Consider the following 25,857-nt stretch of genomic DNA (forward strand, 5'->3'; position numbering starts at 1 on the left):
GACCGGGGCGCGGATCACCAATACGCTGCTCAACAACCTGCGCACGCACGACAAGCAGTTCGGTGTCGAGACGATGTGTGTCGGTGGTGGTCAAGGTATGGCGATGGTCCTCGAACGACTCAGCTGACGCCCGCATAGGAACCAGTTATGTGACCGTTAGGCCGCATGTCTGAAAAGGCATGCGGCCTAACGTATTTCGAAACCGTTCCATTTGAAAAAGTTCTGCTGTTCGGATATACACTTGTGTAGGCGTCGTCACACCGAGGAGATCACTGCATGTCCGTACTCGACAGGTTCCGGCTCGACGGACGAGTCGCGATCGTGACCGGAGCATCTTCCGGTCTCGGTGTCGCCTTCGCGCAGGCACTCGCCGAGGCCGGCGCCGACGTCGTGCTCGCCGCGCGCCGTGTCGACAAACTGGAGCGGACCGCCGAACTCGTCCGGGCTGCCGGCCGTCGGGCAGTGACGGTCGAAACCGACATCGCCGATCCGGAGCAGGCACAGCGGATGGTAGACACCGCCGTCGAGCAATTCGGCAAGGTCGACATCCTGATCAACAACGCCGGCATCGGCACGGCGGTGCCGGCAACCAAAGAGACGCCCGACCAGTTCCGGCGCGTCATCGACATCAATCTCAACGGGTCCTATTGGGCCGCCCAGGCTGTCGGTCGTGTCATGCAGCCGGGAAGTGCGATTCTCAACATCGCTTCGGTGCTCGGCCTCACCACGGCCGGATTACCGCAGGCCGCTTACGCCGCCAGCAAGGCGGGCGTCATCGGCCTCACCCGCGACCTTGCGCAGCAGTGGGGAGCGCGCAGGGGCATTCGCGTCAACGCGATTGCGCCGGGCTTTTTCCAGACCGAGATGACCGACGACTACCAGCCCGGTTATCTCGAAAGTATGAAACCGCGAATTATCCTGGGTCGCACAGGAGATCCGGCAGAGATTGCCGCCACCGCCGTGTGGCTGGTATCCGAGGCAGCCGCATACGTCACCGGTCAGACCATCGCGGTCGACGGCGGCCTCACCATCAATTGACGGCACCACCCCATCCCCCACGGAGGTTTGCTATGAGCACCCAAGTTCGCACCGCCATTGTCACCGGAGCCGCACGCGGTATCGGTGCGGCCGTCGCCAAGCGCCTTGCCCAAGACGGATTCCAGGTTGCCGTCCTCGATCTCGAAGAAGCGGCGTGCGCCGACACCGTTTCCGCCATCGAAGCCGCCGGTGGCAAGGCCCTCGCGGTCGGTGCAAACGTCGCCGACGAGAGCTCCGTGACCGCTGCGGTGGAGAAGATCGCCACCGAACTGGGCGATCCCACCGTGCTGATCAACAACGCCGGCATCACCCGCGACAACCTCCTGTTCAAGATGACGGTCGACGACTGGGATGCCGTCATGGGTGTGCACCTGCGCGGCGCGTTCCTCATGACCCGTGCCGTGCAGAACTACATGGTGGAGGCCAAGTTCGGCCGCATCGTCAACCTGTCGAGCACCTCGGCTCTCGGCAACCGCGGCCAGGTCAACTACTCGGCGGCGAAGGCCGGCATGCAGGGCTTCACCAAGACCCTCGCCATCGAACTGGGTAAGTTCGGCGTCACCGCGAACGCGATCGCGCCCGGCTTCATCGCGACCGAGATGACGGCCGCGACGGCCGAGCGGCTCGGCATGACATTCGACGAGTTCAAGGACAACATCGCCAGCCAGATCCCCGTCGGCCGGATCGGTGCGATCGACGACATCGCTCACACCGCGTCGTTCCTCGTGTCCGAGGGTGCCGGGTTCGTCTCCGGTCAGGTCATCTACGTGGCGGGTGGCCCGAAGGCCTGATTTTCGGCGCGACTCCTGTCGACAGTTTTGATCGACAATGCGGCGCTGCAGTTCCCGACCGTGGGGCTGCAGCGCCGCTGTCGTCCGGGTTCCGACGAAATGATGCCCCGGCATCGAAATCCTCGTAGGGTACTCCACCAGACAGACTTGGGGGGAACTGCCACGTGGAGACCGAACATGACCTGATGTGGACTCGGCGACGCTTCTTGGCAGGATTTCTCGGGACCGGTACGGCAGTGGCGGGTATCGGCTTGTTCTCCTCGACGGCGTCGGCGCAGCCTCCGCAGCAGGCGCCGCCCGTGCGCGACACGATCAACGGCATCCTCTCCTTCGTGGTTCCCGGCAACGATGCGTATTCGCACCAGCAGGGTGTCGCGACCGACCGGCCCGGCGGCGTCACTCCGGGTACCGCCGAATCGCTCGAACGCACCCTCGACCAGGCCGTGGCCATACCGATGTTCGGGCCGGCCGGGATCACGCTTCCAGGTGCGGCAGGAGCCGCTGTCCTGCTCAACATCTTCGCGACGACCGCCGACCCCGCGGCGGCAGCCGGACCGTTCGCTGCGCCGTTCGCGAACCTGGATCACGCCACCAAGGCGCAGGTCTTCGAATGGCTCGACACCGACCCGCGTTTCGAAGGATTCATACTGCGGTTCGTGGTCAACACCATCCCGACGCTCGCGGCGTTCGCCGCATATTCGGAGGTGTCGGCCTTCGACAGGGCGCAACGGACAACCACCGGTCGCCCGGTCGGCTGGGAGCTGAGCAACTACGCCGGGCCGAGCGACGGATGGGACGAAGTGATCGGCTACTACGGCGGCGTCGACAAGGTGGAGGCATAGGTGACCGACGTGATCGTCGTGGGCGCCGGTGGTGGCGGCCCGGTGGTGGCCAAGGAACTCGCGGCCCGCGGGCTCGATGTCCTTGTGCTCGAAGCCGGGCCACGCTTCGCCGACCCGGAGAACGAGTGGACGCACTTCGAGGACGACGCGAACAACCCGATCACCGGATTCCTGCGGCACGGCCCCGGCGACCGGTCTCGCACACCGTGGCTGCGCGACGTTCCGCAGAACTCGTTCGTATGGCAGGTGGCCGGTGTCGGGGGAACGACGTTGCACTACTTCGGGAACTCGCCCCGCGCGGCGGCGGGCGCGTTCGCCGGCTACGACGCGCCCGACCGGCACATGTACGACACCGCGCATCTGTTTCCGTTCGGCTACGACGAACTGCGACGGTACTACGAGTGGGTCGAAGCGACACTGCCCGTGCAGACCGCACCGATGGGCACCAAGGAGCATGTCTTCCTCCGCGGTGCGGCCGCACTCGGTCTGCCACACCAGACCACCCTCGACACGACCGGGCCCTCGCACCGAGCCCAGCAGAACGCGATCCTGCAACCCGGCGGGACCGCCGGCCGCACCCGCGACCCCGCACTGCTGCACCACCCCGACGCCCGCGGGTGCACGATGTGCGGACACTGCTACCAGGGCTGCTACCTCCCGCTCGGTGCCCCGCGGAACCTGAAAGCCAAGCGCTCGACCGACAATTCGTACGTTCCGATGATGCTCACCGCCGACGCGTGGTCACCCGGTGGCCGAGCGGTCACCCTAGTGACCGACGCCGTCGTCTCACAGATCCTCTTCGAGGACGTCAACGGTGAAACTACCGCGCGCGGAGTCCGATTCACCACTACGGACGGTGAGCAGCACGAGGCGAACGCCCGCGTCGTGGTGCTCGCCGCGGGGTGCGTCGAATCTCCGCGCTTGTGGCTCGGCTCCGATCTTCCCAATCCGAACGGATGGGTCGGCCGTGGACTGACCGACCACCACATGGATGCCGTGTTCGGTGTGTTCGACGAATACACCGGCCAGACAAGAGGGTCCGGTTCGAATGCCCGCGTGGATCTGCCGGGTTACGGCGGCATCGAGCAGGTCGGTCTGCCGCCCGCGCTGATCGCCTACGCACTCAACTTCAGTGACTCGGGGATCCACGGGTACGGACGCGCCGGGGGAGTGGTGGACCCTGCCGGTGCCGACAGTCTCGGCAGGCTGGTGGGCCGCGACCTGCTCGACACGATGGCCGACACCGACCGAATCCTCGGCGCACTCGTGATCTCCGACGACGACGTCGAACCGGGCAATCGGGTGACACTGTCGCCGATGCTGGTTCCGAGCGAGGCGGGTCTCGCACCGAAAGTGACCGTGTCGCACCGCAATCGATCACCGCGCACTCGACGAAACCGCGAATACGCCACCCGCACCGCCGTCGAGTTGATGCGTGCGGCGGGCGCGAAGTCGGTGCATCGGTGCGATTGGCCACCGCTGATCCTGCATTCGCAGTCCAGCATGCGGATGGGAATGAGCGAGGACGACTCGGTGCTGGATGCCGACGCGGAAGCCCGCTGGGTGAAACGGCTGTTCCTCGCGGACAATTCGGCACTGGCGAACAGTCTCGGCGGCCCCAATCCGACCCTGACGACACAGGCCGTCGCCACCCGAACGGCGGAGAAGATCGTCGAGAAGTACTTCGGCGGAGAGCCGTGGGTGGGGCGTGAGGATCCGGTGTCGTCGATCGACGACCGGGTCACTGCCGCCGTCGTTGCGCGGGGGTTGTGACGCCGCGATCTCGTTCGCCGAGCGGTGATCGGATTCTTCCCGCTCAGCGGAAACAAGGCTGTCGACCCGCATGTGGGTGCGATCTACTCCGTGGATGCCCCGCCGTCCGGCGGAGAAGTCGACGATCCGCCGTACGCGCTGGTCAGCGAGCGTTACTGGCACAGATCGTCGAAGCTGATGGAGGAGTCCGAAAGTGAAGTCACGAAAGTCCGTCGGCGAGCCTGACGTCACGGGTCAACTCACCTCGGCCGAGGTGATCGCGGCACTGGTGGAAGTGGCCAGAGAAGTACAAGCAGAGGCCCAGCGCGGCCGGCGCTTCGACCCGCCACTGGGCGATCATGAACTGTCGTTCTACGACGCGGTTTCCCAGAACGAATCGGCCCTCCACGACATGGGGGAAGACACCCTTGCCCAGATCGCGCGTGAACTCGTCACCGTCATGCGCCGTGACATCAAGACGGACTGGCGGGTGCGCGAAGACGTCAAAGTCAAGCTGCGGTCGCAGGTGAAGCGTCTGCTCACCCGGTACGAGTACCCACCGGACCGGCAGCCTGCCGCGATCAAGCTGGTCCTCGAGCAGATGGAGGCCATCGCACCCACCATGGCGGCGTGACTCTGTGTGGGAAGCAGAATCGTAGCCCGGGCAACGGGCCTATCCTGGACGGAGACCTGCGGTAGGGAAGGAGCTGATATGTCTACGGGAACACCATCACCGACAGTCTCCGTCTCCGCGGAATCCTTGCCATGCACCGAGAAGAGCTGACCGAGTTGCTCGGAACAAAAGTTGATGTCGTTACGCGTGGCGTTGCGCGAGAACGTATTTCGGAGACTGCACGCCGCAGCCTGGCCACTGACCCTTACTCCACCTCGGCTGTCCCGTACTCGGGGCGGCCGGTGGGACGGTAGACGCCGATGACGACTCCCGAACCGGTGGTGCGTAATTCCACGAGCGACAGGCCGGTGTCCGGGCCGTCGTCGGGGAACAGCCGCCGCCCCTGACCGACCACCACCGGGAAGATCAGCAGGTTGTATTCGTCCACGAGATCGTGCCGGTGCAGTGTTTGCACCAGCTCGAGGCTGCCATGAACCTGTAGCTCTCGCCCCGGTTGCTTCTTCAGCTCGGCCACCGCCGCGGGGACGTCGTCGCCGAGGACGGTGGTCGGGCCCCATTCCGGGTCGGTGAGCGTGGTGGAGGCGACGTACTTCGGAAGAGTGTTGAGCGCGTTCGCGACGGGATCGTCGGGATCGGTCGAATTCGGCCACGATGCGGCGAAGATGTCGTAGGTGTGGCGGCCGAGCAGGAACGCATCGGCCCTGCCGAACACCTCCGTGATGAACACTCCTGTGTCCTCGTCGAAATGCGGGACCACCCAGCCGCCGCGGGAGAACCCGCCGCTGCGATCTTCGTCGGGTCCGCCCGGTCCCTGCGCTACCCCATCGGCCGATACGAATGTCGTCACCGTCAGCTTCATTGCATACTCCTTCCGGAACTTCCACAGAGCACCGACCAGCCTGCGGGCGGAAATTCATCACCTCTTGCAAACCCGGGGGCGAGACGGTATTTCTGGAAACAGCGTCGCGTGTCGATGACGGACAGCGTCAGGCATGGAGGCGTCGGACCGCAAGGGGTTTTCCTTGACCATCTCGTTCAACCACACGATCGTCGCTGCGAAGGACAAGCAGCATTCGGCGTACTTCTTGACCACTCTGTTCGGCTTACCGGATCCGGTTCCGGCCGGGCATTTCCTCGCCGTCCAGCTCGCCAACGGAGTCACCCTCGACTTCGCCGAGCCGCCGCCCCACCTCGAATTCCACCCGCAGCACTACGCGTTCCTGGTGTCGGAGGAGGACTTCGACGGCATCTACGGCCGTATCCTCGAGCGCCGGATCGAGCACTGGGCGGATCCTCGTCAGTCCGCGCACGGCATCAACACCAACGACGGGGGACGTGGAACCTATTTTCTCGATCCGGCGGGCCACTATCTCGAGATCATCACTCGGCCGTACGGTTCGGGCCGCTGAGACCGGAGGGCCGGTCAGGCTGCCGAGCGCCGCCGCGACAACACCAGGCAGCTGCCGGCGATGGCCGCGGTGAGCAGCCCGGTGGCGATCAATTGGGTGCGTGCCGCCGTATCGAACAGTGCGAGCGCCGCGACACCGGCGAGCAGTGCGAGCGTCACGTACGACAGGTAGGGGAAACCCCACATCTTCAGTGGCAGGGAATCTTCGGTTCCGTTGCGGCGTGCCCGCCGGCGCAGAACCAGGTGCGAGACCGTGACAACGGTCCACAACACCAGGATGGTGGAGCCGACCGCGTTGAGCAGCAGGGGCAGCACCTTGTCCGGTCGGACGTAGTTGAGTGCGACGGTGACGAATCCGAACGCCACGGATGCGAGGACGGCATTGCGGGGCACTCCGTTGGCCGCGATACGGCCGAACGCGGGCAGCGCCGATCCGCGGTGGGAGAGCGAGTAGATCATCCGCGACGCGCTGAAGAGCATCGCGTTGAGCGACGACAGCAGTGCGACCACCACGATCACCGTCATCACCGCGGCCGCACCCGGCACCGCGCCGGCCTGGAGCACCGCGACGAACGGCCCGGTCGCGAGATCCTCCGACGTCCAGGGCAGGATCGTCACCATCACCAGCACCGAGCCGATGTAGAAGACGAGGATGCGCCATACCAGGGTGCGCACTGCCCGGCCGACATTGCGCCGCGGGTCGGAGGTCTCGGCGGCGGCGATCGCGATGATCTCGGTGCCCCCGAACGCGAACACCACGATCAGCAGACCGGCGGCGATACCCGCGATCCCGGTGGGGGCGAAACCGCCGTGGGCGGTGAGATTGGTGAATCCGGTGGTGGCGAAGCTCGGTACCCATCCGGCGATCATTGCTACCCCGACGGCGAGGAACGCGACGATCGCGGTGATTTTGATTGCGGCGAACCAGAATTCGACCTCACCGAAGCGACGCACGCCCACGAGGTTCACGCCGGTGAGCACGACCATGTAGAACAGGGCGGAGGCCCACTGGGGGATCGAGGGCAGGGTTGCGGCGGTGATGGCCGCAGCACCCGTCGCCTCGGCGGCGATGACGATCACGACCTGGATCCAGTAGAGCCATCCGATGGTCTGCCCCGCGACCCGGCCCAGCGCATTCTCGGCGTGCACCGAGAATGCGCCGCTGGCCGGGTTCGCCGCGGCCATTTCGCCCATCATCCGCATGACCAGCACGACGAGCGCCGCCGCGACGAGGACCGAGATCAGAATTGCGGGTCCTGCGACGGCGATGCCGGCTCCGGAGCCGACGAACAAGCCGGCCCCGATTGCGCCGCCGAGGCTCATCATGACCAGCTGGCGGGGGCGCATCGCCTGCTGCAACCGCGGCGCCTGCGCGGTGCCGGAGGACGGCGGGGTGGAGACGAGGGTGTCAGTCATGGATGCGCTCCCCGGCCGGAACGAGCTGGTCGAGGGCGATTTCGAACGCTGTCGCGGCGAGGCCGGTGCGTTCGGGGGAGAGATCGTGGCAGCGCTTCAGGGCCGTGGCGACGGTGTCGGAGACGTCGCCGAAGATCGCGGCATCGGAGATTTCGACGTTGCGCTCCATCAGCTGCGCGAACGCGCGCGCCATGCCGCTGTTGGCGATGAAGTCCGGGATCACGGAGACGGATTTGTCGGCGTGCTCGTAGGTCGGGCCGTAGAAGATCTCGTCGTCGGCGAAGGGCACGTTGGCGCCGCTGGCGATGATCTCGAGTCCCGCAGCGACCATGCGGTCGATCTGATCGCGCGTCACGAGACGGCTTGCCGCACAGGGCAGGAAGATTTCGGCACCGAGGTCCCAGATCGCGTCGTTCACGTCGTCGAACGGGCGCATGCGGTCGCTGCGCAGGGCGTTGCCGTCGCGGGTCAGCATGAGGGTGCGGATGTCGTCGAGAGACAGGCCGTCGGACTCGAGGATGCCGCCGTTGCGGTCGATGATGCCGACCACCCGGGCTCCGGCCTGTGCGAGGTAGTAGGCGGCTGCGGCGCCGACGTTGCCCCAGCCCTGGACCACTACGCGCTTGCCGGTGAGTTCGCCGTCGCGGTAGATGCGCTGGTGGTGACGCACGGACTCGGCGACTCCGAAACCGGTGATGAGGTCGGCAACAGTGTATTTCGCGTCGAGGGCGGGCGTGTAGCGGGAATCCTCGACGACCTTCGCGACCCCGAGTCGGAGTTGCCCGACCCGCTGGATGCGCTGGCTTTCGTCGTTGCCGAAGTGCCCGTTGACGACGCCTTCCTGCGGATGCCACAGGCCGTTGCTCTCGGTCAGGGGGACGACCTCGGTCATTTCATCGACGTTGAGGTCGCCGCCGGTGCCGTAGTACGCCCGGAGCAGAGGTGCGACGGCGGTGAACCAGCGTCGCAGCACTCCGTCCTTGCGGGGATCGGACGGGTCGAAGTCGATGCCGGACTTGGCGCCGCCGATGGCCGGCCCCGAGACGGTGAACTTGATTTCCATGGTCTTGGCGAGGGATTCGACTTCGCGGCGGTCGAGGCCGCGTCGCATGCGGGTGCCACCGCCGGCGGCGCCGCCGCGCAGCGAGTTGACGACCACCCAGCCACGTGCGGTGGTTTCCGTGTCGTGCCACTCGAAGACGATCTCGGGGGCTTTTTCTTCGAAGCGGGTCAGCAGGTTCTTCATGAGCGAAGACTGTGACGGCAGTAACAAAAGCAGCGCAACTGCGGTGTAGCCAACTGCACACGGTGTGGAGGTATCGCGCACCGTCGGCGAATTTTTCTGTGCAATCCGGTCAGCTGCGCGGTTGTCGGGGTCGGGATCGGATCAGTGCCGGTAGGCGGGTGCCTTCGCCGACCTGCCCGGCTCGAGCGTGCGCAGCAGGGGCATCGCCCGGTAGGACACGACCTCCGAGAGGACCATGACGCTCGTCGACCGCGCCACGATGGACGACCGGTTGAGTTCGATGAGGGTTTGCTGCAGGCCCATATGGGAGTCGGCGCCGATGCGGCACAGGATGTCGCCGGCGCCGGTGGTGGCGAAGGCTTCCAGGACTCCGGGGATGGCCTCGAGCACCTCGGTCACCGCCTCGAGGGCGCCCTGGACGATCTCCATGGTGACGAACGCTTGGACATCGAAACCGGCTGCGGCCAACCCGATCCGGGGCCGGTAGTCGGCGATGACGCCGGTGTCCTCGAGTCGGCGCAGGCGCGCCGAGACGGTCGCGCGCGCCACCCGCAGCCGCCGGGACAATTCGAGTGCCCCGACCTTCGGGTCGGAATGCAGGGCTTCCAGAAGAGCAAAATCCAACTCGTCCAGCTGTACGGGCTCGCGCATGGTGTTTCCTTCCCATCGAGCCGTAGAAACTATGCCAATTGTATAGCTGCAAGGGGTGGGAGGGTGGATGTCGTGGTCAGCGAGACCAGTTGCCGAGGGCGACGTTGCGCGCACCACCACGACCGGCTTTTCCTGGTGACACACGACACATCGAACGTGCCGCGGATCGCGGCAGGAGGTGGCACACCATGACTCTCGAAATGACCCTCACCGACAGCGAGCAGCTCGCGCGCCTGGACGCCGAGGAATTGCGGCGGCTCGTCGGGCTCGTCGAGTACGACAGCGAACGCGACCCGTTCCCGGTGAGCGGCTGGGACGCGATCGTGTGGGTGGTCGGCAACGCCACCCAGACCGCGCACTACTTCCAGTCGGTGTACGGCATGGAACTGACCGCCTACTCGGGCCCGATCACCGGCAACCGCGACCACCACGCCTACGTGCTGCGCAGCGGTGCCGTCCGGTTCGTGATCAAGGGTGCCGTCGACCCGGACAGCGCCCTGGTCGAGCATCACCGCCGGCACGGCGACGGTGTCGTCGACATCGCGCTGCAGGTTCCCGACGTCGACAAGTGTGTCGCCCATGCGCGGGCCCAGGGTGCCACGATCCTCGACGAGCCCCGCGACATCACCGACGAGCACGGCACCGTGCGCACCGCGGCGATCGCCACGTACGGCGACACCCGGCACACCCTCGTCGACCGGTCCCGCTACCACGGCCCGTATCTGCCCGGGTACGTCGAGCGCACCTCCACGTTCCGTAAGCGCGACGGCGCCCCGAAGCGGCTGTTCCAGGCGCTCGACCACGTGGTCGGCAACGTCGAGATGGGACACATGGACGAGTGGGTGGACTTCTACAACCGCGTCATGGCGTTCACCAACATGGCCGAGTTCATCGGCGACGACATCGCCACCGACTACTCGGCCCTCATGAGCAAGGTGGTGTGCAACGGCAACCACCGCGTGAAGTTCCCGCTGAACGAGCCGGCGCTGGGCAAGAAGCGCTCCCAGATCGACGAGTACCTCGACTACTACCGCGGGCCGGGTGCGCAGCATCTGGCGCTGGCCACCAACGACATCCTCACCGCCGTGGATTCCCTGCGCGACGAGGGCGTCGAGTTCCTCGCCACACCGGACGCCTACTACGACGATCCGGAGTTGCGGGCACGCATCGGTGAGGTGCGGGTGCCGATCGAGGAGTTGAAGAAGCGCGGGATCCTCGTCGACCGCGACGAGGACGGATACCTGCTGCAGATCTTCACCAAGCCGGTCGGCGACCGGCCGACGGTGTTCTTCGAACTGATCGAACGGCACGGCTCGCTCGGCTTCGGCAAGGGCAACTTCAAGGCCCTGTTCGAGGCGATCGAGCGTGAACAGGATGCACGCGGCAACTTCTGAGGATCAGACGAGCGTTCCGAGCCGGGTGCGCAGCACCTGCTCGGTCTGCCGCACGGCCGTGCCCACGACCGGCTCGATGAGCATGCCGAGGGCGCGGCCGGCGAACCCGCCGGGAAGTTCGTAACCGAAGTCGACGTCGAGACGCACGGCTCCGGAGCCGGCATCGGTGAATGTCCAGGTCGAGGCCGTGCGGAAGCCCGAGACGGACTCGAGCGCGATCATGGCGTTGCGTTCCCACTCGACGATCGCGACCCGCGAGTCGAGGGCTTTCGGCCCGACCTGCATGGTGGCGTCGAAGAGCGCACCGACGCCGCTGGTCTGCTCACCGACCGGTTCGAATCGTCTGATGCCGAACATCCAGTCGGGGATGGTGTGGTGGTCGTCGACGTATGCGAACGCCACGTCGAGCGGAATGTCGGCGACAGCGCTGTGGCGGACGTGGATCATGCGCGAAACCCTTCATCCGAAATAGGTGTGACCCAATGTAGCGATAATCGGCGGGTGTGCGGAAGGGTTTGTGCCGATTTCGCCGCGCCCGGGACGAAGGCCTGATTCACTCACCGTGAACACGTCCGTTCGTTGCGGCAGGGAGACTTCGTTGAAAACCAAAGCGGCAGTCATCAAGGGAATCAATCAACCCTGGGAGATCGAGGAAATCGACCTCGGGGATCCGGTCGCGGGCGAGGTGCAGGTGCGACTCGCCGCGTCGGGGCTGTGCCATTCCGACGAGCATCTGCGGAGCGGCGCGACTCCGCTTCCGTTCTATCCGGTGCTCGGCGGACACGAGGGCGCCGGTGTGGTCACCAAGGTCGGGCCCGGTGTCACGAATATCGCCGAGGGCGATCATGTCGTGCTCGCTTTCATTCCCGCGTGCGGGCGGTGTCGTGCCTGCGCGAAGGGTTTGCAGAACATCTGTGACCAAGGTGCCGGCCTGCTCACCGGCCAGGCGATCTCCGACAAGACCTACCGGGTGGGTCTCAACGGCGATCCGGTGATCCAGATGTGCCTGCTCGGCACGTTCGCGCCGTATGTCACGGTGAACGAGTCCTCGGTCATCAAGATCGAGGACGATATCCCGCTCGACAAGGCCGCGCTGCTCGGCTGCGGTGTCGCGACCGGCTGGGGTTCGGCGACCGCGATCGGCGGGACGAAGGTCGGCGACACGGTCGTCGTGATCGGCATCGGTGGTGTGGGTATCAACTCGGTGCAGGGGGCGGCACACGCCGGTGCACGCTTCGTGATCGCGATCGATCCGGTCGAGTTCAAGCGGCAGAAGGCCAAGGAGTTCGGCGCCACCCACACATTCGCCTCGATCGAAGAGGCCGCGCCGGTGATCGGCGAGATCACCTGGGGCCAGATGGCCGACGTCACGATCATCACCGTCGGTGAGATCCACGGCGACATGATCGCGCCCGCCCTGGGCGTGACGGCCAAGGGTGGCCAGACGGTCGTCGTCGGCATGGGAAATGCCACCGACACCCAGGTCACGCTCAGCCTGTTCGAGCTCACCCTGCTGCAAAAGCGGTTGCAGGGAGCCATCTTCGGCGGTGTGGGTCCGCGCTCGCAGATCCCGAAGCTGCTCGAGTTGTACCGCAACGGGCAACTCGACCTCGACGGCCTGGTCACGAAGACCTATCGGCTCGAGGACATCAACCAGGGCTACGCCGACATGCACGACGGCAAGAACCTGCGCGGCGTCATCCTGTACGGCGACGACGACTACTGATCGGTGTCCTGATGATTCGTGTCGCCGGGGCGTTCCCTTACGGTGAGATCCATGGACACGCGTGAGGATCTCGTCCCCGGCGACACCGGGTCGTGGCGGCACTATGGGGCCACAACGCTCCCGAAAGCGCTTGCCGCTGCCCTCGACGCGTTCGCCGAGCGCGGTTACGACGGCACCTCGATCCGGGAGGTCGCCTCGCGGGCGGGACTGTCGGTGCCCGGCCTGTATCACCACTACCCGTCGAAACAGGCGCTGCTGGTGTCGCTGACCACGACGGTGATGCGGGAGCTGCTCGAGCGCAGCCGGCAAGCTCTCGCGGAGGCGGGGCCGACACCGTCCGAGCAGTTCGATGCCGTCGTCGAGTCGCTGTTGCGCTTTCACATGTTCCGCCGCAACCAGGCGTTCGTTGCGTCCACCGAGATGCGCAGCATGGAGCCGGCCAGTCGCGCGGCATTCGTCGCGCTGCGCGACGAGCAGCAGCGCATGCTCGACCGGATCGTCGAGGAGGGTGTTGCCGCGGGGGAGTTCTCGACGCGGTATCCGGAGGATGCCAGTAGAGCCGTGACCACGATGTGCGTGGCGGTGGCGAGCTGGTATCACCCCGACGGACCGTTGTCGCCCGACGAGATCGTGACCCGGTATCTCGCGATCGCACGCTGCACGGTCGGCGCCCGGTAGACCTCCGGGGTTGACCGCTTCGACGTAATATGTCACCGTATTTATGACCGAGCGATCGATCGGTCGGTCGGTGAGGAAGGGAGTGAGCATGGCAGTCGATCTGTCGTATCCGGACCGGGTACGAGACCTGGTCGCCAAGACCGAACAGTTCATCCGCGACGAGGTGCTGCCCGTCGAGGACGCGCACGGCGGCGACATCACCGCAGCGGGCGGCGACACCATCCGCGTCCAGCTGCAGAAGGCAGCGAAGGATGCGGGCGTCTTCGCGCCCCATGCACCCGTCGAATACGGCGGACACGGCCTCGGCATGGCCGATCGTGCGCCCGTCTTCGAAGCCGCCGGATACTCGCTGTTCGGCCCCACCGCACTCAACATCGCCGCGCCCGACGAGGGCAACGTACACATGCTCGCCCACATCGCGAGCGACGAGCAGAAGCAGCAATTCCTCGCGCCTCTCGCCGCCGGCGACACGCGCTCGGGGTTCGCGATGACCGAGCCCGCCCCCGGTGCCGGCGCCGACCCGAACGCTCTCAACACTCTCGCCGAGAAGGTGTCCGGCGGCTGGAAGATCAACGGCCGCAAGCACTTCATCACCGGTGCCGACGGTGCCGGATTCTTCATCATCATGGCCCGCACCTCCGGGCAGCCCGGGCAGCGCGGCGGCGCCACCATGTTCCTCGCACCCGCCGACACCCCCGGCATCACCGTCGGCCGACACATCGCCACCCTCGATCGCTCGATGCTCGGCGGACACTGCGAAGTGCAGTTCGACGACCTCGTGGTGCCCGACTCCGCGGTCCTCGGTGAAGTCGACCAGGGATTCGCCTACGCACAGGTCCGGCTCGGACCCGCTCGCATGACGCACGTGATGCGCTGGCTCGGCGCCGCTCGCCGCGGCCACGACATCGCCGTCGGCTACGTCTCCGAACGCGAAGGCTTCGGATCCAAGCTCGGCGACCTGGGCATGATCCAGAAGATGGTCGCCGACAACGAGATCGACATCGCCGCGACCCGCGCACTGCTCGTGCAGGCGTGCTGGGAACTCGACCAGGGATCGCACGCCGCGAACGCGACGTCGATCGCCAAGACCTTCGCCGCCGAGGCGATCTTCCGCATCGTCGACCGCTCCATGCAGATGTGCGGCGGCCTCGGTGTGTCCGAGGATCTTCCGCTCGCGCGGCTCTCGCGGGAGGTACGCCCGTTCCGGGTCTACGACGGACCGTCCGAAGTGCACCGCTGGGCCATCGCCAAGCGCACCGTCGGTGCGGCTCGCAAGGCCGCCGCAGCGAAGGCGGCGAACCAGTGACCGCCGCCGTGCACGAAGGACTCGACCTCCTCGCCCTCCAGCGTTTTCTGACGGACTCCGGGGTGTCGATCGACGGAGAGCTGCGCGCCGAGCTCATCTCCGGCGGCAAATCGAACCTGACCTACGGCATCCTCGACAACAGCTCGCACTGGGTGCTGCGCCGGCCCCCGACCGCGGGACTGACTCCCTCTGCACACGACGTGGCCCGCGAATACCGCATCACCTCCGCGCTGCAGGACAGCGGAGTCCCGGTGGCGCGCACCGTCGCGCTGTGCGAGGACACATCGGTCATGGGGGCGCCCTTCACCGTCGTCGAACATGTCGACGGCCGAGTGGTGCGCAGCAAGGACGACCTCGATTTGCTCACCGACAACGAAATCGAGTCGTGCACCGCCGAACTCGTGCGCGTCATCGCGGCGCTGCACAACGTCGACTACGTGGCGGCCGGGCTCGGTGAATTCGGGCGCCCCGACGGATACGTGACGCGGCAGGTGAAGCTGTGGGCGAGCCAGTGGGAACGGGTCAAGACCCGTGAGCTGCCCGATCTCGAGCGCCTGCACGCGGCGCTGGCCGACTCGATCCCCGAATCGCCCACCCCGTCGATCGTGCACGGCGACTACCGCATCGACAACGTCATCCTCGATGCGTCGGATGCCGGGAAGGTTGCGGCGGTGGTCGACTGGGAGCTGTCGACGCTCGGTGACCCGCTCACCGACCTCGCGCTGATGTGCGTGTACCGCCATCCGGCGCTCGACCAGGTGCTCGGCTTCCCGGCGGCCTGGACCAGCGCACGCCTTCCCTCCGCCGACGAACTCGTCCAGCGCTACGCCGTGGCATCGGGGCGGGAGATCGCCCACTGGAACTTCTACATGGGCCTCGCGCACTTCAAGCTCGCCGTCATCGCCGAGGGGATCAACCACCGCTGGCAGGTCGGAGCGACCGTCGGAGACGGCTTCGACCAGGCCGGTGCGTCGGTGCCCGCTCTGGTCGCCTCGGGTCTGGCCGCGCTGAAGGGAGCAGAATCGTGACCGCTTCCGCCCTCGTCACCGGAGCTTCGCGAGGTATCGGACTCGGTGTCGCGACGCGGCTCGCCCAGCAGGGATACGGGCTCACCATCACCGCCCGCGACCCCGAGCGGCTCGAAAAGGTCGCCGCGCAACTGCGTGAAGCCGGCGCCGCCGAGGTGCTCCCCGTCGCCGCCGACCTCGCCGACGCCGACACGGGCGCGCGCCTCGTCGCCGCCCACGGTGAGGCGTTCGGCACGATGAAAGCGCTCGTCCTCAACGCGGGCGTGGGCACCGCAGGCAACATTGCCGATTTCCCCGCGCACCGGCTCGACAAGACGATCGCCGTCAACCTCACCGCCCCGTTCGCACTGCTCCAGGCGGCACTGCCACTGTTGCGCGCGGGCGCTGCGCAAGATCCGGGTCGCGGCGCGAAGGTGGTGGCGCTGTCGTCGATCACCGGCGCCTACGCCGAGGCCGGCCTGGCCGCATACGGCGCGACGAAGGCCGCGCTGATGTCCCTGATCGAAACGCTCAACGCCGAAGAATCGGGCAGCGGGGTAACCGGATCGGCGATCGCCCCCGCCTACGTCGACACCGACATGTCCGACTGGATCAAGGACCGCATACCCGCCGAGCAGATGCTCGAGGTCAACGATGTCGTCGAACTCGTCGACGCGCTGCTCAAGTTGTCGTCGCGTGCGGTGCTGCCCAAGCTCGTGCTCAGCCGCGCGGGAGCAAGCCTGTACGGGGCCTGACGGACGCTCGGCACGGGGGTGTCAGTCGTTCTCCTTGCCCTCGCCCTCCTTGCCCTCGCCGCGGCGGCGGAGGAAGTCGAAGCCGGGGACCCCGACGATCGCCTGCCGCACGTCCTTGGCGACGCCGAGCAGTTCGTGGATCTCCGGTGCCACCGCTTCGAGGGTGCCGAGAATCGGCATGAGTGCCTTGGTCCGGTCCGCCATCATGGGGAACTGATCGAGCAGGACGATCGCCGCGTGAACCTCTTCGGGCGACATTTCATCGATGAACTGCCCGGCGAGCGGAGCGGCCTGCTTTGCCATGGGCGCGTACGTGTCGAGCAGTTCGCCCGCGGTGTCGCTGGTGCGGCTCGCGGACGCAACGACCACCTGCGCGTGCGCGGCAACCTCGGCGGCGTTCTCCACTACCTCCGTCGTGGAGGCGATGACCTCCGTCGCGTGCGCGACCGCCGCGGCGGCGTCGGCGACGACGGCGTCGACTCGCTGCACGAGGTTTTCCGCCGTGTCGAGCAGTGCCTCGACGCGGCCGGGCACGGAGATCGCGAACACAGCGGTCGCGACCGTGCGATCGGCCACGACACGGGCGGTGTCGGCGAGCGTACCGACCAGTGGGAGATCGGACAGCGGGATCATTCGCCCATAGTGCAGCACCGTCGCACGAGGCGATCGGGGAACCTCACGTTTCCGTCGCCCGACGCGTCTACCCGGTACAGGTCTTGCACCGGATGGAAGGATCGGACTCGTGAACGCATCGCGCACACATACCGTCATCGACTCACCGATCGGCGAGCTCACGCTGGTGAACACCGACGGAACGTTGTCGGGTATCTACATGACCGACCATCGCCCGGCACCGGATCCGGCGACCTTCGGGCCCCGCCTGAGCGCCGGGTTCGAGCGGGTCACGACGGAGCTCGCTGAGTACTTCGCCGGCGAACGTACCGAGTTCACCTTCCCGATCGACCCCGTCGGCACCGAATTCCAGCGCACCGTGTGGAGCACCCTGACGACCGTGCCGTACGGCGCCACATGCACCTATTCGGAGCTGGCCGCGGCGATCGGCCGGCCCAGCGCGGTGCGGGCCGTCGCTGCGGCGAACGCACGCAATCCCTTGTGCATCGTGGTGCCGTGCCACCGCGTCATCGGAAGCAGCGGCAAGCTCACCGGGTATGCCGGGGGACTCGAGCGTAAGAAGTATCTTCTCGAACGCGAGGCGCAGGCCGTTCATGCCCCCGCCTGATCCGGCACATCTCGGCACCCTGCCACCGTTCGAACGGGTCGTCTCCGAGCACGGCCCGACGGTGTTGCGGGTGTGCCGGGCACTGCTCGGCCCGGTCGATGCCGACGACGCCTGGTCCGAGACCTTCCTGGCTGCGCTGCGCGCATACCCCGAGTTGCGTCCGGGCAGCAACGTCGAGGCGTGGCTGGTGACCATCGCGCACCGCAAAGCGATCGACGTCCACCGCGTCCGCAACCGCACCCCGGTGCCGAGCGAGCGCCTACCCGAACACGCTGCCACCAGCGGGATTCCCGGCACCGGCGACGACGAACTGTGGTCGGCGGTCGCGGCGCTGCCGTTCACACAACGCGCCGCGCTCGTCTACCACTACGTGGGGGGTCTGCCGTACGCCGAGGTCGGTGCGGTCCTCGGCAACACCGCCGACGCCGCCCGTCGCGCCGCCGCGGACGGCCGGGCGGCGCTACGTCGCCACTACCGCATGCAGACAGGAATTCCGTCATGACCTTTTCGACGCCCGCGGTGTCGTCCACCGATCTCGCCTGGCTGCACGAGCGGCTCACCCTCGACGCCGAAGCAGCCGGGCTGCTCGACGTCGCCTACCGGATCGTCGACACCCCGGTCGGGCCGCTGCTGCTCGCCGCGACCGGCACGGGTCTGGTGCGCGTCGCCTATGTCGCCGACAGTCCCGACACGGTGCTCGACGAACTCTCCGGGCGGGTCAGCCCCCGCATCCTCGAAGCGCCTGCTCGGCTCGAGGTGGCGGCACACCAGATCGACGAATACTTCCGCGGCGCGCGTAACTCGTTCGACCTACCGCTCGACCTGCGACTGGCGACAGGATTCCGCCGCGAGGTCATCACTCACCTGCCGGAGATCGGGTACGGCCGTACCGCGAGCTACGCCCAGGTTGCGGCCGCGGCGGGCAGCCCCCGCGCAGTCCGGGCTGTCGGTACCGCATGTGCGAAAAATCCGCTGCCCCTGGTTATTCCGTGCCACCGTGTGGTGCGCAGCGACGGCGGTCTCGGGCAGTATGCCGGTGGCGTGGAGGCCAAACGCATCCTGCTGGAACTGGAAACAGCGATATGAGTGCCGGCGTCGCGAGCGCAGAGCTGCGGGTGCCTCTGACCCCACCGTTCGCGTCCGGGCCGCTGCTCGCGGCGCTGCGCAGCCACACCGTCCCTGGACTCGAACGGCACGACGCTGCCACCGGCACCCATACGCGGGCGATCCGGACGCGACACGGTGCCGCCACGGTGAGCGTGACGCTGCGCGACACCGATCACGTCACCGTCCGGATCGCGGGCACCGCACCGCGCGACACCGCCGAGGTTGTCGAAACGGTGCGGCACTGGCTCGACCTCGACACCGATCCGGCGATCGTCGACGCAGCATTCGCCGACGACCCGCGCCTGGGGCCACTCACCGTCGCGACACCAGGATTGCGGGTGCTCGGGAGCACCGACTGGTTCTCGACCGCGGTGCAGACGGTGCTCGGGCAGCAGGTGAGTGTCGCGGCGGCCTGCACCTTCGGTGGGCGTCTCGTCGCCGAGTACGGCGACGATGCCCCCGGCGGGTTGCGGTGCTTTCCGACGCCGCAGCGCCTGGCGGGCGCCGATCCGGAGCGTCTCCGGGCGGTCATCGGCACCACCCGGTCGCGGGCCCGCACCGTGCAGGCGCTGGCCGCCGCGGCCGGGGAGGGGCTCGATCCGGCCACGGCGAGTTTCCGTGCCGATCTGCTGGCGCTGCCCGGGATCGGACCGTGGACCGTCGAATACCTGGCGCTGCGGGTACTCGGCGACCGCGACGCCTACCCGTCGGGCGATCTGGTGCTGCGCCGTGCCCTCGGCGTCGACACCACCCGGGAGGTGCTCGAGCGGGCGCAGTCGTGGCGACCGTGGCGGGCGTATGCCGTCTCGCACCTGTGGACGGTGGCCGCCTATTCGCCGTCCGTCTCGTCGGCGTAGGTGTCGCGGACCGCGAGTTTCATGGGGAAACGGACCGCGGTGTCGCCGAACAACAGTCGCGTTGCCGACTGCACGGAGGCCTCGATGTGGGCGGCGGCGAGATCCGGGTTGCGGGTGTGGACGACCACCTCGTCGTGCTGGAAGAACACCAGCTCACCGGCGGTGCGGTCGGGGTCGGTGGTGAGACGGCGACGCAACTCGGCCAGTACACACAGGGCCCACTCGGCGGCGGTGGCCTGGACGACGAAGTTGCGGGTGAACCGGCCACGTGCCCGTACATCGCCGTGCGAGTGGAAGCCCGGCTCGGGTGGCGGACAAGCACGACCGAGCCACGAATACACGACTTCCCCGCGCTCTCCGGCGCGCGCGGCCCGCTCCACGAAGTCCACGGCGACGGGAAAGCTGTTGCGCAACACGGTGAGCAGCGATCGAGCGTCGCCGGACGTGGCACCGTACAGAACACCGAGCACGGCGACCTTCGCTTTCGCGCGGTCACCGTTGAACGCTGCCGCCGCGACCGGCGCGTACAGGTCGTCGGCGCCCGCGGCCGCGACCATGCGGCGGTCTCCGGACATCGCGGCGAGAATGCGAGGTTCGAGCTGCCCGGCGTCCGCGACGACGAACGTGTGCCCGGGGTCGGCGATGACGCTCGATCGCAGCGACTTCGGAATCTGCAGGGCACCGCCACCGCGGCTCGCCCACCGGCCCGACACGACGGCGCCCGGCACGTACACGGGCCGGAAACGGTTGCCGTGCACCCACGTATCGAGCCAGTGCCAGCCGTTGGTGCTGTACAGCTTCGACAGGTCGCGGTGACGCAGCAGCAGTGGTACGGCCGGATGATCGATTTCCTTCAGCACGTGCTTGCGGGTGGAGGTGGCGTCGATGCCTTCCCGGCGGAAGGCATCGAGTATCTCGGCGTGCGAGGCAGGGTTGAGCGGCCGGCCGAACGCGGCGCAGATTTCGGCGGTCACCTCGGCGATGCGACGCGGCGGCTCGTATCCGGCCGGACGTGGTCCGAGCACCGACTCGAGAAGCCGCCGGTGCGCGTCGGCGGAGAACGGGAGCCCGTCGAAACCCATTTCGGCCGCGGCGAGGGTGCCGGCGGACTCCGCGGCGATCAGCAGGTCGAGCCTGCGGTCCTCCGACAGCACGCGGCGTTGCTCCGCGAACTGTGCGAGCACGGTATCGATGTCGACGGCGGGCGCCGCGTCGAACAGTCCGGGACGTTCGTCGACCGGTTCGTCGGACGGCAGCCCCGGAGTGCCGGCGCGCATGCTCGTGATCGTCGCGGTTGTCGCGAGGTCATGGCAGCGCTGCACGCGCACACCGGCCCGCAGCAGGTGCGGGTATACCGAGGCCGTCGAGGTCCAGACCCACCGTGGGTGATGCGCGGATTCGATCTCGGCGACGGCGACCGCGAGGTCGCGGTGGCGGCGCACCTGCGCGACCGGTGCACCCGCGTCGTCGGTCTCGACCGTGCTCGCACCGCGGGTGTCGCCGCCCGCGGCGGGATGAGGAACGACGACCATACGCACCGCCCCAGTGTGCGCGTGTGCCGACGGCCGCCGCGCACCGGCTCGCATCACCCCTCGTTTCACACTGCTATCGGCACGAGCGCAGATCGGACGCGTTAACGTGGGGATGCAGGGACCCCGCCGCTACCCCCGACGCGCGGCGGGGTCCCTCGTCGCCTCCCGGACCGCGTATACCCCCGATGCGGATTCCGGCCGGTAGGGTCGACGTCCGGAGAAGCCGATGTGCGGGGGTAGTCGATGACCGAAGTTCTACTTGTCCTGTTGATCCTGATTGTCGTTGCTGCAGTGGTGATCGTGGTGCTCCGCACCCGTAAACCCGCACCGGCACCGGCCCGGGTCGACCCGCTCGCGGACTACCCGGAGGTCTGGGACCCGTACAAGCTCGGTGTCGGGGACATCATCACGTACGCGGGCATCGACCACGTCGTACGCGGCACCATCACCCTCGACCAGGAGGGCTACCGCTGGCACGAGCATCTCCTCGACGGGTCCACCGGCCGTCGCTGGCTCACCGTCGAGAACGACGAGGGGGAGCTGGAGATGACCCTCTGGATGCGGCGTGAGGGCACCGGACTGGACCCGGGCGGCGACGTGATCCTCGACGATCGGGTGTACCGGAAGGTCGAAAGCGGCACCGCCCGCTACACGGCCGAGGGCACGACGGGAACCGCGCCCGCCGGGTCGATGGACTACGCCGACTACGCGACCGCGGACAAGACCGGGCTGCTCGCCTTCGAGCGGTGGGCGGCGGCCGCGTCGTGGGAGGTTTCCACCGGCCGCGCCGTGACCCGTAGCGAACTCACCGTCATCCACGCGGGTCCCCCGCAGTGAGCGTGCATCTGCTCGAGGTCGCGCCGCGCGACGTGTCGGCCGACGAACTCGGGTTGGTGCTCGGTGCTCCCGCGCCCGCGGCTCTGGTATCGATGCGCCTGACCGACCCGGACGCGGGAGAGCTGGTGCTGGGAGTGCTGGCGGCCTCGCATGTCGTCACCGCCACGTCGGGCCGACGCCATCTCACCGAGCAGGTGTCGTGCGATGCGATCGGGATCGGGGGGCGGCGTCTGCCCGAGCTCGAACACGGCGACGGGTATCGGTTCTCGAGCCGGACCGTGACGGTGTCGCGTGCGGCGCTGGCCCGGAGAGCGGGGGAGCTGCGCGAGGCCGCGGCCGTTCGGACCTGGCTGTGCGCCGGGTTTCCGGGCGATCCGGATGCGCTGACCGCGCTCACCGCGGATGCGAGCGAAGGGGAATGGCATTGGCGTACCTGGCATCTGTACCCACGCTCGGACGCGGGTGTGATCGTCGAGACGGAAAGCCGGTGGCGACCGTGAAGCGGGCAGCTGTGTGCGTTCTCGGCTTCCTCGTGTTGTTCGTTGCGGGATGCGGTAGTTCAGTGGGCAACTACATCGACGACACCTACGAAGATCGCGGCAGACGCGGCGACATCGCCACCTATCATTCACCGGATCCGGTGGGGACCACGGTCTCCGACATCGTCGCCGCACAACCTCCCGCGGCCCGCTCGGCGGACGGCGGCAGGGAGTACCTGCGGTACAACGACGACATCGTCATCGTCAGCGCCGCGCCCGAGGGTGGCAGCACCGTCACCGTCGAGGACATCGACGGCCGCTTCAGCGGCGGCGCCTTCATCTTCCTCGGTCCGGGATTCCGGCCCGGGTCGCCGGCTTCCGGAAACGTTTCCGGGGGGAGCGGAGGCGCGAAATGACCTCACAACACATCAACACGGGAGTCGAGAACATGACCGTTATCCTGGCCGCGGACATCGAGGTCGGCCGTGTGGACTTCACTCTGCTCTTCGGCGGGGTGCTGGCAACGATCGCTTTCTTCCTCGTCGGGATTGCCGTTCTGACAGTCGGATTCGCGATGCTCGATGCGCTCACGCCGGGAAATCTGCGTCATCAGGTGTATGTGGACCGCAATCCCAATGCCGCGTTGCTGCTCGCCGCGAACCATCTGGCACTGGCGATCATCGTCGTCACCGCGATACTCACCAGCTCCGACGGATACGCGCAGGGTCTGATCGATTCGCTCGTCTACGGCCTCGTCGGTGTGCTGCTACAGGCGGTGGCCCTGGTCATCATGAATCGGCTGCTTCCCGGCCGGCTGGTCACTCTGGTCGGCGAGCCTCACATGAGCGGCGCGGCGTGGGCCGTGGCGGTCACCCTCGTCTCGGTCGGCCTCGTCAACGCCGCTGCCCTGTCGTGACGGTCACCGCTCCGCCGCTGGAACCGCCGCCGCTGGAACCGCCGGCGCTGGGGCGGCGGGCACGGGTACTGCTGCTCGCCGCAGTTGCCGCGTGCGCAGCGTGCGGGTTGGTGTACGAACTGGCGCTGCTGACCTTGTCGGCGAGCCTCACCGGCGGCGGCATCACCGAGACCTCGCTCATCGTCGCCGGGTTTGTGGCAGCCCTCGGATTGGGTGCGCTCGCCGCCAAACCGCTGCTGCCACACGCCGCACCGGTGTTCGTCGGCGTCGAAGTGGCGCTCGGGCTGGTCGGTGGAGTGAGCGCCGCCGCGCTGTATGTGGCCTTCACCTTCCTGGGCTCGTCGACGTGGGTGCTCGTCGTCGCGACGGCCGCGATCGGGATGCTCGTCGGTGCCGAAGTGCCGCTGCTCATGACGCTGCTGCAGACCGGCCGGGCCACCGACGCCCGCGACACCGGCAAGGTGCTCGCGAATCTCAACGCCGCGGATTACGCGGGCGCGCTGATCGGCGGGTTGGCCTGGCCGTTTCTGCTGCTGCCCTTCGCCGGGTTGATCCGGGGCGCGGCCCTGACCGGCATGGTGAACCTGTGTGCGGCCGCGGTGGCGGCGCTGTTCCTGTTGCGCGGGCATCTGCGTCCGGCGGCACGCGCCCTGTCGCTGGTGGCGCTGCTGCTCGCGGCGGCACTTCTCGGGGGACTGCTCGTCAACTCCTCCGACATCGAAACCACGTCCCGTCAGCGGCTGTACCCGGATCCGATCATGTTCGCGCAGCAGTCGCAGTATCAGGAGATCGTGGTCACCGACCGCGGTGGTGAGGTGCGGTTGTATCTCGATGGGGACCTCCAGTTCTCGAGCACCGACGAGCACCGGTACACCGAGACGCTCGTGTATCCGGCGCTCTCGCGAGATCCCGAACGGGTCCTCGTCCTCGGCGGCGGCGACGGACTCGTCGCCCGGGAGGCGCTGCGGCAGAGCGCTGTTCGGGAGGTGGTGCAGGTCGAACTGGATCCGGCCGTGCTCGAACTCGGGAACACGCAACTGCGGGACCTCAATGGTGGGGCGTTGCAGGACGAGCGGGTGACCGTCGTCGTCGCGGACGCGTTCCGCTGGTTGCGCGACCGGACCGGGGGAGGGTTCGACGCGGTGATCGTCGACCTGCCCGATCCGGACACCCCCGCGCTGGGGCGCCTGTATTCAACCGAGTTCTACGGACTTGCCGCAGCGGCGCTGAATCCGGGTGGCCTGCTGGCGGTGCAGTCGGGCAGCCCGTATTCGACACCGGACGCGTACTGGCGGACCGTGTCGAGCGTGTCCTCGGCCGGCTTGGGCGTGACCCCCTATCACGTGCACGTGCCGAGTTTCGGAGACTGGGGTTTCGTGCTGGCGCAAGCCGGTTCGCCGCCCGCGCTGGAATTGTCCGCGACCGCGGCGCCGCGCAGGTTCCTCGACCCGGCGACACTCGACGCGGCGGCGATCTTTCCGCCGGACCGGCCGCGCCTCGATTTGGAACCGTCCACCCTGGACCGGCCGCGCATCGTCGACGATATGCGCCGCGGCTATCAACGCTAGTAATAAATGTGTGAACAATGTGCGGCGCTGCGGTATCGTGACCGCATGTCCGCCCCCCGCGACCTCGACTACTGGTCCTTCGTCGAACTCGCGCAGGACCGGCTGAACAGCAAGTTCGGCGAACACCACCGCAGTGCCACCGAAGTGCTGCTCACCCTCAACCGGGCGTCGGACCTCGTCACCTACGACCTCGAATCCAGTGTGCACCGGCCACGCGGCCGGTCGTGGTCGGCGTACCGCCTGATGTTCGTGATCTGGCTGGCCGGACCCATCGAGCCGAATGTCGCGGCCAGGCTCACGGGGATGAGTCGAGCCGCCGTATCGAACCTGGCAAAACCGCTGGTAGAGGCAGGTGTTTTGCAGAAGACCCCGGTGAGCCACGACGGCCGCTCGGTGCAGCTCTCGCTCACCGACGAGGGGGAGGCCGAGATCGTGCAGACGTTCGGCGAGCAGAACGAACGCGAGGCCGCGTGGGTGGACGTCCTCTCCGACACCGAACAGCAGATCCTCGTGATGCTGCTGAACAAGCTGATCACCAACCGCAGCCAGTTCGACGTGCGCGGACGCAACTGATCTTCCGACGATCCTCGGTGTGGTTGCGCTCACGCCCCGTAGTTAGTTAAGGTGTGTACTAACAAGGCGGCGGTCGCCGCGCACTGCCGAAAAACCTGCGAGGA

The 25,857-nt window shown here is 67.5% G+C and carries 28 protein-coding genes and 2 pseudogenes; 23 read left to right on the forward strand and 7 right to left on the reverse strand.

Going from position 1 to position 25,857, the window contains the following annotated elements; genetic code table 11:
• The 6 genes and pseudogenes from Q8814_RS08070 to Q8814_RS08095 all read left to right on the forward strand — a co-directional run.
• Positions 1–127: pseudogene (locus Q8814_RS08070) on the forward strand (acetyl-CoA C-acyltransferase); the annotation flags it as partial.
• Between the two features lie 149 nt (positions 128–276).
• Entirely contained in the window at positions 277–1,038 is a 762-nt protein-coding gene (locus Q8814_RS08075) for an SDR family NAD(P)-dependent oxidoreductase (RefSeq protein WP_330151501.1), read from the forward strand.
• Between the two features lie 32 nt (positions 1,039–1,070).
• Positions 1,071–1,829, forward strand: a complete 759-nt coding sequence (gene fabG / locus Q8814_RS08080) for a 3-oxoacyl-ACP reductase FabG (protein WP_330151502.1) — start codon at positions 1,071–1,073, stop codon at positions 1,827–1,829.
• Between the two features lie 164 nt (positions 1,830–1,993).
• The gene (locus Q8814_RS08085; RefSeq protein ID WP_330151504.1) at positions 1,994–2,671 is read left to right on the forward strand and encodes a hypothetical protein; all 678 of its coding nucleotides are present in this window, start codon (positions 1,994–1,996) and stop codon (positions 2,669–2,671) included.
• Positions 2,672–4,444 carry a GMC family oxidoreductase N-terminal domain-containing protein gene (locus Q8814_RS08090; RefSeq protein ID WP_330151505.1) on the forward strand — a complete coding sequence of 591 codons (1,773 nt, stop codon included), beginning with the start codon at positions 2,672–2,674 and terminating at the stop codon, positions 4,442–4,444.
• 235 nt (positions 4,445–4,679) lie between these two features.
• Positions 4,680–5,057, forward strand: a pseudogene (locus Q8814_RS08095) (type I restriction enzyme endonuclease domain-containing protein); the annotation flags it as partial.
• 244 nt (positions 5,058–5,301) lie between these two features.
• Here the strand turns inward: Q8814_RS08095 and Q8814_RS08100 are convergent.
• Complete coding sequence (locus tag Q8814_RS08100; RefSeq protein ID WP_330151506.1) at positions 5,302–5,916, reverse strand: dihydrofolate reductase family protein; 615 nt, start codon at positions 5,914–5,916, stop codon at positions 5,302–5,304.
• 133 nt (positions 5,917–6,049) lie between these two features.
• On the opposite strand from Q8814_RS08100, the gene Q8814_RS08105 reads away from it, so the two are divergent.
• Positions 6,050–6,466 carry a VOC family protein gene (locus Q8814_RS08105; RefSeq protein ID WP_330151507.1) on the forward strand — a complete coding sequence of 139 codons (417 nt, stop codon included), beginning with the start codon at positions 6,050–6,052 and terminating at the stop codon, positions 6,464–6,466.
• 14 nt (positions 6,467–6,480) lie between these two features.
• Here Q8814_RS08105 and Q8814_RS08110 read toward each other — a convergent pair whose 3' ends face one another.
• From Q8814_RS08110 to Q8814_RS08120, 3 genes are all read right to left on the reverse strand, one after another.
• Positions 6,481–7,881: an amino acid permease gene (locus Q8814_RS08110; RefSeq protein WP_330151508.1), complete on the reverse strand. Its 1,401-nt coding sequence runs from the start codon at positions 7,879–7,881 to the stop codon at positions 6,481–6,483.
• Positions 7,874–9,127, reverse strand: coding sequence for a Glu/Leu/Phe/Val dehydrogenase dimerization domain-containing protein (locus tag Q8814_RS08115; protein WP_330151509.1), 1,254 nt, complete (start codon positions 9,125–9,127; stop codon positions 7,874–7,876). Before Q8814_RS08115 ends, Q8814_RS08110 begins: the two co-directional genes overlap by 8 nt.
• A gap of 141 nt (positions 9,128–9,268) precedes the next feature.
• Positions 9,269–9,778, reverse strand: coding sequence for an Lrp/AsnC family transcriptional regulator (locus Q8814_RS08120; RefSeq protein WP_330151510.1), 510 nt, complete (start codon positions 9,776–9,778; stop codon positions 9,269–9,271).
• A gap of 188 nt (positions 9,779–9,966) precedes the next feature.
• On the opposite strand from Q8814_RS08120, the gene hppD reads away from it, so the two are divergent.
• The gene (gene hppD / locus Q8814_RS08125; protein ID WP_330151511.1) at positions 9,967–11,172 is read left to right on the forward strand and encodes a 4-hydroxyphenylpyruvate dioxygenase; all 1,206 of its coding nucleotides are present in this window, start codon (positions 9,967–9,969) and stop codon (positions 11,170–11,172) included.
• A gap of 3 nt (positions 11,173–11,175) precedes the next feature.
• Here hppD and Q8814_RS08130 read toward each other — a convergent pair whose 3' ends face one another.
• Positions 11,176–11,619 (reverse strand): SRPBCC family protein, encoded by a 444-nt coding sequence (locus tag Q8814_RS08130; protein WP_330151512.1) that lies wholly within the window; start codon positions 11,617–11,619, stop codon positions 11,176–11,178.
• A 151-nt stretch (positions 11,620–11,770) separates the two neighbouring features.
• Between Q8814_RS08130 and Q8814_RS08135 the strand changes: the two genes are divergently transcribed.
• From Q8814_RS08135 to Q8814_RS08155, 5 genes are all read left to right on the forward strand, one after another.
• On the forward strand, positions 11,771–12,898 hold the full coding sequence (locus Q8814_RS08135) for an NDMA-dependent alcohol dehydrogenase (protein WP_330151513.1): 1,128 nt from the start codon (positions 11,771–11,773) through the stop codon (positions 12,896–12,898).
• A 51-nt stretch (positions 12,899–12,949) separates the two neighbouring features.
• Entirely contained in the window at positions 12,950–13,576 is a 627-nt protein-coding gene (locus tag Q8814_RS08140) for a TetR/AcrR family transcriptional regulator (RefSeq protein ID WP_330151514.1), read from the forward strand.
• Positions 13,577–13,664: 88 nt separating this feature from the next.
• A complete protein-coding gene (locus Q8814_RS08145) occupies positions 13,665–14,882 on the forward strand; it encodes an acyl-CoA dehydrogenase family protein (RefSeq protein ID WP_330151515.1) in 1,218 nt (405 codons plus the stop codon).
• Positions 14,879–15,910, forward strand: a complete 1,032-nt coding sequence (locus tag Q8814_RS08150) for a phosphotransferase family protein (RefSeq protein ID WP_330151516.1) — start codon at positions 14,879–14,881, stop codon at positions 15,908–15,910. The genes Q8814_RS08145 and Q8814_RS08150 overlap by 4 nt, the downstream gene beginning before the upstream one ends.
• Positions 15,907–16,644, forward strand: a complete 738-nt coding sequence (locus Q8814_RS08155) for an SDR family NAD(P)-dependent oxidoreductase (protein ID WP_330151517.1) — start codon at positions 15,907–15,909, stop codon at positions 16,642–16,644. The genes Q8814_RS08150 and Q8814_RS08155 overlap by 4 nt, the downstream gene beginning before the upstream one ends.
• 21 nt (positions 16,645–16,665) lie before the next feature.
• On the opposite strand, the gene Q8814_RS08160 is transcribed toward Q8814_RS08155, so the two are convergent.
• Positions 16,666–17,277, reverse strand: a complete 612-nt coding sequence (locus Q8814_RS08160; protein ID WP_330151518.1) for a ribulose 1,5-bisphosphate carboxylase large subunit — start codon at positions 17,275–17,277, stop codon at positions 16,666–16,668.
• 109 nt (positions 17,278–17,386) lie between these two features.
• Here Q8814_RS08160 and Q8814_RS08165 point away from each other — a divergent pair, with 109 nt between their 5' ends.
• Genes Q8814_RS08165 through Q8814_RS08180 form a run of 4 tightly spaced genes read left to right on the forward strand, consistent with a single transcriptional unit; the run spans position 17,387 to position 19,848 of the window.
• On the forward strand, positions 17,387–17,884 hold the full coding sequence (locus Q8814_RS08165) for a methylated-DNA--[protein]-cysteine S-methyltransferase (protein ID WP_330151519.1): 498 nt from the start codon (positions 17,387–17,389) through the stop codon (positions 17,882–17,884).
• Positions 17,871–18,386 carry an RNA polymerase sigma factor gene (locus Q8814_RS08170; protein WP_330151520.1) on the forward strand — a complete coding sequence of 172 codons (516 nt, stop codon included), beginning with the start codon at positions 17,871–17,873 and terminating at the stop codon, positions 18,384–18,386. The genes Q8814_RS08165 and Q8814_RS08170 overlap by 14 nt, the downstream gene beginning before the upstream one ends.
• Positions 18,383–18,970, forward strand: a complete 588-nt coding sequence (locus Q8814_RS08175) for a methylated-DNA--[protein]-cysteine S-methyltransferase (protein WP_330151521.1) — start codon at positions 18,383–18,385, stop codon at positions 18,968–18,970. The genes Q8814_RS08170 and Q8814_RS08175 overlap by 4 nt, the downstream gene beginning before the upstream one ends.
• Positions 18,967–19,848 (forward strand): DNA-3-methyladenine glycosylase family protein, encoded by an 882-nt coding sequence (locus Q8814_RS08180; protein WP_330151522.1) that lies wholly within the window; start codon positions 18,967–18,969, stop codon positions 19,846–19,848. Before Q8814_RS08175 ends, Q8814_RS08180 begins: the two co-directional genes overlap by 4 nt.
• On the opposite strand, the gene Q8814_RS08185 is transcribed toward Q8814_RS08180, so the two are convergent.
• Positions 19,821–21,380, reverse strand: coding sequence for a bifunctional 3'-5' exonuclease/DNA polymerase (locus Q8814_RS08185; protein WP_330151538.1), 1,560 nt, complete (start codon positions 21,378–21,380; stop codon positions 19,821–19,823). The genes Q8814_RS08180 and Q8814_RS08185 overlap by 28 nt on opposite strands.
• Before the next feature lie 243 nt (positions 21,381–21,623).
• Between Q8814_RS08185 and Q8814_RS08190 the strand changes: the two genes are divergently transcribed.
• Genes Q8814_RS08190 through Q8814_RS08215 form a run of 6 tightly spaced genes read left to right on the forward strand, consistent with a single transcriptional unit; the run spans position 21,624 to position 25,753 of the window.
• Positions 21,624–22,217, forward strand: coding sequence for a DUF4178 domain-containing protein (locus Q8814_RS08190; protein WP_330151523.1), 594 nt, complete (start codon positions 21,624–21,626; stop codon positions 22,215–22,217).
• Complete coding sequence (locus Q8814_RS08195) at positions 22,214–22,717, forward strand: DUF2617 family protein (protein WP_330151524.1); 504 nt, start codon at positions 22,214–22,216, stop codon at positions 22,715–22,717. The genes Q8814_RS08190 and Q8814_RS08195 overlap by 4 nt, the downstream gene beginning before the upstream one ends.
• Positions 22,705–23,112, forward strand: a complete 408-nt coding sequence (locus tag Q8814_RS08200; RefSeq protein ID WP_408015859.1) for a DUF4247 domain-containing protein — start codon at positions 22,705–22,707, stop codon at positions 23,110–23,112. Before Q8814_RS08195 ends, Q8814_RS08200 begins: the two co-directional genes overlap by 13 nt.
• 32 nt (positions 23,113–23,144) lie before the next feature.
• Positions 23,145–23,612, forward strand: a complete 468-nt coding sequence (locus tag Q8814_RS08205; protein WP_408015861.1) for a DUF350 domain-containing protein — start codon at positions 23,145–23,147, stop codon at positions 23,610–23,612.
• The gene (locus Q8814_RS08210; protein ID WP_408015860.1) at positions 23,609–25,180 is read left to right on the forward strand and encodes a polyamine aminopropyltransferase; all 1,572 of its coding nucleotides are present in this window, start codon (positions 23,609–23,611) and stop codon (positions 25,178–25,180) included. Before Q8814_RS08205 ends, Q8814_RS08210 begins: the two co-directional genes overlap by 4 nt.
• A 45-nt stretch (positions 25,181–25,225) precedes the next feature.
• On the forward strand, positions 25,226–25,753 hold the full coding sequence (locus tag Q8814_RS08215; RefSeq protein ID WP_330151526.1) for a MarR family winged helix-turn-helix transcriptional regulator: 528 nt from the start codon (positions 25,226–25,228) through the stop codon (positions 25,751–25,753).
• The last annotated feature ends 104 nt before the right edge of the window (positions 25,754–25,857 follow it).

Source organism: Rhodococcus chondri (assembly GCF_036327435.1).
In the GTDB taxonomy this organism is placed as follows: Bacteria; Actinomycetota; Actinomycetes; order Mycobacteriales; family Mycobacteriaceae; genus Rhodococcus; species Rhodococcus chondri.